The organism is Mycobacterium sp. UM_Kg27, assembly GCF_000972905.1.
Classification (GTDB): Bacteria; Actinomycetota; Actinomycetes; order Mycobacteriales; family Mycobacteriaceae; genus Mycobacterium.
In genome coordinates, this window is record NZ_JRMM01000182.1 from 1 (window position 1) to 6,669 (window position 6,669).

Annotated in this window: 7 protein-coding genes; 3 read left to right on the top strand and 4 right to left on the bottom strand. The window is 68.7% G+C overall.

Features of this window, described 5'->3' with window-relative positions; genetic code table 11:
* Nucleotides 1–142: 142 nt before the first annotated feature.
* Both LI94_RS19600 and LI94_RS19605 read left to right on the top strand, forming a co-directional pair.
* On the top strand, nucleotides 143–394 hold the full coding sequence (locus LI94_RS19600; RefSeq protein ID WP_052739987.1) for a toxin-antitoxin system: 252 nt from the start codon (nucleotides 143–145) through the stop codon (nucleotides 392–394).
* Nucleotides 391–813 carry a type II toxin-antitoxin system VapC family toxin gene (locus LI94_RS19605; protein ID WP_046302242.1) on the top strand — a complete coding sequence of 141 codons (423 nt, stop codon included), beginning with the start codon at nucleotides 391–393 and terminating at the stop codon, nucleotides 811–813. Before LI94_RS19600 ends, LI94_RS19605 begins: the two co-directional genes overlap by 4 nt.
* A gap of 13 nt (nucleotides 814–826) precedes the next feature.
* On the opposite strand, the gene LI94_RS19610 is transcribed toward LI94_RS19605, so the two are convergent.
* Together LI94_RS19610 and LI94_RS19615 are read right to left on the bottom strand one after the other, a co-directional pair.
* Nucleotides 827–3,442 (bottom strand): ATP-binding protein, encoded by a 2,616-nt coding sequence (locus tag LI94_RS19610; protein ID WP_046302243.1) that lies wholly within the window; start codon nucleotides 3,440–3,442, stop codon nucleotides 827–829.
* Nucleotides 3,439–4,584: an exonuclease SbcCD subunit D gene (locus LI94_RS19615; RefSeq protein WP_046302244.1), complete on the bottom strand. Its 1,146-nt coding sequence runs from the start codon at nucleotides 4,582–4,584 to the stop codon at nucleotides 3,439–3,441. Before LI94_RS19615 ends, LI94_RS19610 begins: the two co-directional genes overlap by 4 nt.
* Before the next feature lie 217 nt (nucleotides 4,585–4,801).
* On the opposite strand from LI94_RS19615, the gene LI94_RS19620 reads away from it, so the two are divergent.
* Entirely contained in the window at nucleotides 4,802–5,302 is a 501-nt protein-coding gene (locus LI94_RS19620; RefSeq protein WP_046302245.1) for a histidine phosphatase family protein, read from the top strand.
* 24 nt (nucleotides 5,303–5,326) lie between these two features.
* Here LI94_RS19620 and LI94_RS19625 read toward each other — a convergent pair whose 3' ends face one another.
* A complete protein-coding gene (locus tag LI94_RS19625) occupies nucleotides 5,327–5,848 on the bottom strand; it encodes an RES family NAD+ phosphorylase (RefSeq protein ID WP_052739988.1) in 522 nt (173 codons plus the stop codon).
* A 106-nt stretch (nucleotides 5,849–5,954) separates the two neighbouring features.
* Nucleotides 5,955–6,638, bottom strand: coding sequence for a hypothetical protein (locus tag LI94_RS21945; RefSeq protein ID WP_052739989.1), 684 nt, complete (start codon nucleotides 6,636–6,638; stop codon nucleotides 5,955–5,957).
* Between the last annotated feature and the right edge of the window lie 31 nt (nucleotides 6,639–6,669).

A 6,669-nucleotide genomic window follows, 5' to 3' on the forward strand; every position in this document is an offset into this window, starting at 1 on the left:
CTCAGCCCTGCCGAGTTCGCCTTACAGTGGACCTCGACCCACCAACCCCAAGCCGCATAGCGACTGGACCACCAAACGGGTCCCCCTCACGAGGCCAAGAAAGCGAGGCGACCATCTGATGATAGCACGATATCATTCTGACGTGGCTCAGATACTGATCCGTCAGCTTGATGACGACGTCAAACAAAAGCTGGTCCAGCGCGCCCGCCGCCACGGCCGCAGCACCGAAGAGGAGGTGCGCGAGATCCTGCGCAACGCGGTCCGAGACGCCGACGAGCCGCCAGCTCGACTCGGCTCACGAATCTCGGCTCGATTCGCCAAAGTCGGTCTCGACGGGGAGATCGATGAGCTGCGCGGACATTCTGTGCGCCCGGCGGAGTTCGGCGACCAGTGATCCTGCTCGACACCAACGTGATCTCCGCGCTGATGCAGCAGCGGCCAGACGATGTGGTGGTGCGGTGGCTCGACGGCCTGCCCGCCGAGTCGATCTGGACGACATCCGTCACAGTCTTCGAGGTGTGGACCGGACTGGAACTACTCGAGCCAAGCCAGCGTCGTCGGCGCCTCGAGCTGGCGTTCACCCAACTGCTCGCCGAGGACCTCGACGGTCGTGTGCAGACATTCGATCAGCCGGCCGCGGTGGCCGCTGCCGGCCTCGCGGCGCGGGGCAGTCGCGAGGGCCGCCCCGTCGAGGTGCGTGATGTCCAGATCGCTGGAATCGCCGTCGCCAGAAAGGCGGCGCTCGCCACCCGCAATATCCGACATTTCCGAGACCTCGGCGTCGAGTTGATCAATCCGTGGGCCAGCCAGTAATACTCCGGATCAGCTAAGCGGTCAGGTCGATGCGGTGAGCATCGGTGACGCTGCGGTAGCGATCCGGGCTGCACGTCAACACGATCACCTGACCGTGTGAGCCGACCGCGTCGAACACCGCGCCCATCTTCTCCAGTCGGTCGGGGTCGGTGAAGCCGAGCGCGTCGTCGATCACCACCGGAACGCTGTCTTCCTTGGCCACCAGCGCCGCCCCGGCCAGCCGGGTCAGGATGCCCAGCTGTTCCTTGGCGCCGCCGGACAGCGACTCGTAGGGAACCGTGCGGCCACCGAGGGTCCGGGCGCAGATCTTCAGGTCGGTGTCGACGTCCACTTCGAAGTCGGCCCCGAACACGTGCGTGCCCAGCCGCTGGATCTCGGCGCGGAACGGCTCGACGTAGCGCCGGCGGGTGTCGTCGCGGTGGCGGATCATCGTCGACCGCAGCAGCGCTGCCGCACGAGCCCGGCGTCCGATCCGATCGTGTTCGGCCGCGGTGTGTTCCCGCGCGGTCTGCGCCGCGTCGAGCTGGCCGCGCCGGCCCTGGGTGCCGAATACGGCGAGCTCGACCTCCACCTCATGCAGCGCGCGGGCGGTCTCGGCGTGCCGGGCCCGCAGCTCCTGCGCTGCCGACTGCGCTGCCGCGAGTTCGGCGTCGATCGCCTCGGGGGCGGCGGCGCCCAGCTGCTCGGACAGCTCGGCCACCCGCTGCTCGGCGGTGCGCAATGCCTGCGCGTTGGCATCGGCGGTAGTCGCCAGCTCGTCATCGCTGAGCGTCGCCCGCTGCACGGCGAGACGCTGGTCGACCGCCGCCAGCTCGCTGCGCTGCGCTGCCGCCTTCTCCCGCAACAGCGTCAGCCGTGTGGCGGCTTCCGTGCGACGGGCCGCAGCTTGCTGGGCGGCTCGGCGCAGGGTTTCGCAGTCGGTGACTGCCTGCGCCCGCAGTGCCTCGGCCTCGTCACGATCGGCACGGGCCTGTTCCGATGTGGTCCCGCTGGGAATCTCGCCATGCTCATCGCGCAGGCGTATCAGCCGGGCCCGCAATGCCTCGAGCTCCTCCTCACCGCGCAACGCTGCCAAAGCAGCGGCCAACTGGTCGCGGCTGCCCTGCAGTTCGCGGCGTCGCTGGTCGGCCTGGCGTGCCTGCGCCAGATCAGTCACGCCTGCCTCCGCCAGCGCATCGGCAAGCTCGGCTTGTGCCGCGGCATGTTTGACGCTGGCCTCACGCGCACTGTCGCCCGGGCGGACGCGCACTCGCAGCAGGCCTGGCACCTCGACCTCAAGGCCGTCGGTGACGGTGGCCGACCAGCTCTGTCCGGCCGGCAGCGCCGTGGGGTCGCCGGCGATCACCAGATCGATGTCGGCGACCGCGGCGAGTTCCAAGGTCGCCGAGATCGCGGCCAGCGACGCCTCACTGCGGTCGCAGGCCGCCGACGCCTGTTCGATCCGGCGCAGCATCGGCTCGGTCACGACGATCTGCGCCAGCTCGTCCGCCACCTCGGCCAGCTGACCTTCGGTGGCATCAATCCGGGCGATCCGGTCAGCGAGCCGGTCGGCCTCGTCGCGAGCGGCGAGTTGATCGACGATGCGGCGGGCGGATGCTGCACGTTCGGTGGCGGCGGCCACGGCGTGTTCGGCGTCGGCCGCGGCGGCGTCGGCGGTGGTGGCTTCGGTGTCAGCGGCGGCCTGCGCCTGGGCGGCAGCGTCGATCTCGTTGTCCAACAGGCTGATCGCGGCCGCCCGGGATTCGAGTTCGTCACGCTGCCGGCGCCGCTCGGCTTGGGCGCTATCGGTGGCGGCAGCGGTGGCTTTGGCGGCGGTGGCCACCAGCTGCGCATCGCGGAGCCGGCCGCGCAGGTCGGCGATCGCGGCGCCGGCGTCCTGCGCGGCACTGTGCCGGGAGTCCGCGGCGGCCTGCTCGTCGGTCAACCGCGCCGACTGCTCGGACAGCTCGGCGTGCCGATGCACCCGGTGCTCCACTTCGGCGAGTAGCTCGGTGCATCGCACCACCTCGGCGTCGGCGTCGGCCAGCGCGGCGATGACAGCGGCCCACTCGCCGGTCGGACGCCCGGTCCCGGTGAAATAGCGCGCATACTCGGCGTCGATCCGTTCGATGAGAAGGGGCTCGGTTCCGCTGAGGGTGGCGGTGTCGCCGGCGGCGACGTCCAGTGCCCGCGACAGCGCATCGCAGCCGGACAAGTCCACCGCCGCCGTCGACGACGCCTGCAGCACCCGCTGGGCCTGCCAGAGGCCGGTGTCCATGGTCTGCTCCAGCATGGCGCGGACCCGGTCGTGCGCCTCATCGCCGGTGAGCTGCTCGCGGCGCGGCTCGGAGATCGTCAGTTGCGTCCGGGGCGCCTTGTGGAAGCGCTTGTGATAGACGAAACGGTAAGGACCGGTGCTGATTTCCGCGGTGACCTCGGCACCGACATCGGCGTAGGTGGGCTTGACCTGTTTGACGTCCTTCTTCGCGGAGCGGTCCTTGGACTCCAGCAACAGGTCCAGCGCCTCGATCATCGAGGACTTGCCGATCTCGTTGGCGCCGGACACCACCACCACGCCGTGGTCGGGGAAGTCGATCTCTCGGTGCGCCACGCCACGGTAGTTGGTCAGCACCAGCCGGTGCAGTCTCATGCCACTGTCCGATCGACCAGGCGCAGCAGCAGCGCCAGCGCGGCGTGGGCGTCGTCGGCGGCACCGGTGTCGCCACCGCGCGCGGCGGCGACCAGTTCCTCGACCGCGTCGGCGGCGAAACCGCCGATTCCGAGGTCGGAGAATTCGCCGTCGGCGGGGACCACCACCAGGTGGGTGTGGCGTTTCCAGGTGCCCACCCAAGCGAACAGCCGCGAATACCGGTCCAGGCAGACGTCGAGGGCGGCCCGGTCGGTGACGCTGAGCGAACCCGTCAGGGCCAGTTGGACTACCGTGCGTTCCTTGTCCGGCAGCTGATCGAGATTGATGTCCAGGTCGGTGACATCACGGCCGGTGTCAAGCTGGCGGCGCAGCGTCAGGAAACGCCAGCGGCCGACGTGGTGGGAGTCCACGTTCACGGCGCCGTCGGCCTCGTCGATGTCGACCACCAGGACGTGGCCGGGGTCGGATTCGATGTCGTCGAAGTTGGTGGGTTCCGGCGAACCGGAATACCAGATGCGCCCCGTCTCCCCGACCTGGGTGCGGGAGTGCTTGTCCCCCAGGGCGACGTAGTGGATCGCGCCGCGAGACAGGGCGTCCTGCAGGCCGGCCAGCCGAATCAGCGCCGGGTTGCCGGGGTCGGGGTCCAGGGCGTCGACGCCGCCGTGGGCAACCAGGACCCGCAGGGTGCCGTCGGCCGGCAAGCCGTCCAGTGCGGCCGCGGTCAGGTCGGTGGTGGGACGTTTGGAGCGCCACGGCGCGGCGACGATCTCAAGGCCGGGGCGCACCTGGTGCACGCCTGCGGTGTCGAGCACCACCACGTTGTCGGGGCATTCGGCGGTGAACAAGGCGCTGGTGTACACCGACCCCGCATCGAGCGGATCGTGATTTCCCGGCAGCAGGTAGACCGGGATCCCGATGGCGCGCATGGCCTCCAGGGACTGACTGATGACCTCCGGCGCGAGCTGGTTGTCCTCGAACACATCGCCGGCGACGACGACGAACTCCGCACCCGTCTGCTTCGCCAGCGCGCCCAGCCCGGCCACCGCGTCGCGCCGGGCCGCCGAGTAACGAGGCTGGGCATCGCCGGCCAAGAAATGCCGGATCATGCCGAGCTGCCAATCGGCGGTGTGCACGAAACGCATGTCGTCCTGTCCCTTTCCGCCGGTCCATCAGCCGGGCATCGCGAGTGTATGGCCGGTCACCGACAACCTCGCGGACCTCGCTCGGCAGGTCCGCCGACCGCAAGCGCTGTCAGAACTCGTGTGTCACATCCGGCACTTGAGCACCGCCGGCGCACGGTGCGAGGGTGGCCGACTCGGCTAGCGCGGGCAAGATCGGCCACCCCCTACTCTGGAGCGGGTGAGTACTGCGCGCACCCTGGTCCTGCTGCGGCACGCCAAGTCGGACTATCCACCCGGGGCGGTCGACCATCAGCGTCCGTTGGCGCCGCGCGGGATCCGGGAGGCGGGTTTGGCCGGCGACTGGTTGCGCGCCCACGCGCCGGCCTTCGACGCGGTGCTGTGTTCGACCGCCACCCGCACCCGGCAGACCTACGCGCGGACCGCGCTGGCCGCACCGGTGCGCTATGTCGACGATCTCTACGACGCGACGCCCGGAACCGTGATCGCGACCATCAACACCGTGGCCGCCGACATCGACGCCCTGCTGGTGATCGGCCACGAGCCGGCCATGTCGAGCGTCGCACTGGGACTGGCCGGGCCCGGCACCGATGCGGCCGCCGCCCAACGGATCTCGGAGAAGTACCCGACCTCGGGAATCGCCGTCCTTCACTTCGCCGGCAACTGGGCGGAAGTGGAGCTGCGGTCGGCCGCGCTGGTGGACTTTCACGTGCCGCGATAGCGCTGCCGGTTCCCGCCGCCACAGTCAGTTCGGCAGCAGCCCGGTGTACTGCAACTGGAACTCCGTATGCAGGACGCCGAGGATCAGATCTCTGCCCCGCTTGTCGAAGAGGATGTCAACCTCGTCGACGAGGGTCAGCGACAGCGCGGGGTCCTTTCGCGTGATGAGCATCAGCGACGTCAGGTTGTCATGGTTGCGGCAGCGGTACCGTATGCCGAACGCGGGCTTGGTCTTGAGCAGGATCTTGGTGCCGGTCTCGCGGGTCTGCGAATACTGGCTGACGCCGCCGCACAGCAACGCCGAGTCGAGGTTGAGTTTGGTCGCACCGGAGCCGTATACCGATGCCACCGTGACATCGCTGACCAGACTCAACCGAACGAGCTTCTTGTTGACCAGCCAGGGTCGACGCACCACACCCGCTTTCGAGATCGTCTGGTTGCGCAGGACACCCTCGGCGACCGCGCCGGCCAACGTATCGGCGACGTAGAGGTATCCGCCCAGCCCGGCATGGGTGGGCTCGAAGCGACCTTGCTTGGGATGGCCCAACGGCCGGGTAGGACGCGTTGGCGGCCATGATGCGGTACAGCACAGTCCCTTTGGGGACGATTTCGACATCGGCAGGGCGTCCGTTGTACCGGTTGGTCGGCATCGGTCACTCCATGCCCTGTTGACCTAGCTGGATCGCGAGATCGACCAGCTCCTCGGTCAGTTCACCGCTTTCGAGTAGGTCGATCGGGCGCCGATCTTCCAGGCCCTCATCGGGGCTGTACCACCAGTCCAGCGTTCCCCACGGGTCTTCGTCGCATTCCAGTTGACGGTTCGCGTAGGCGACAACGGGGCGAATCTGCTGGCGCGCCGGGTCGATCTGGAATTTCGGATACCGATATTGATTGCCGATCTTGACGCCCAGCAGCTCGTGTGCGCGACGCCGGTCCTGCGCGATCGACCGATGCGGTTTACCGCTGGGCGACAAGATGGCGCTGACGGCCCCCGGACTGTAGGTCTCCTCCGGTGCGAACGGCAGTGTGTACTCCAGCTCTCCGGTCGTCGATGTCAGGGTCACCCGCTCTCGCGGTGAAACCGCTGTTGCTGCTTCGATTTTGCGGAGAATGTTCTGCTGCGCCTCGACGGCGGCGGCGAGCTGGGTCAGGAGCTCGACCGGTACCGGTGCGGCCTGTTCCACGTCCACCGCAGCGGATTCCTCGGCTACTTCGCGTACCGATACAGGCTGGTCGACGGCGAGGCCCCCAAGCCGAACCACCAAGGTGCCGTCCTCCACTTCGACGGCCACGTCCCCCGGCGCAGCGATCCCGAGTGGCAGTTCGAGCCGCAACACGGCCTCGCCGGCTCCTGTCTCTTATACACAT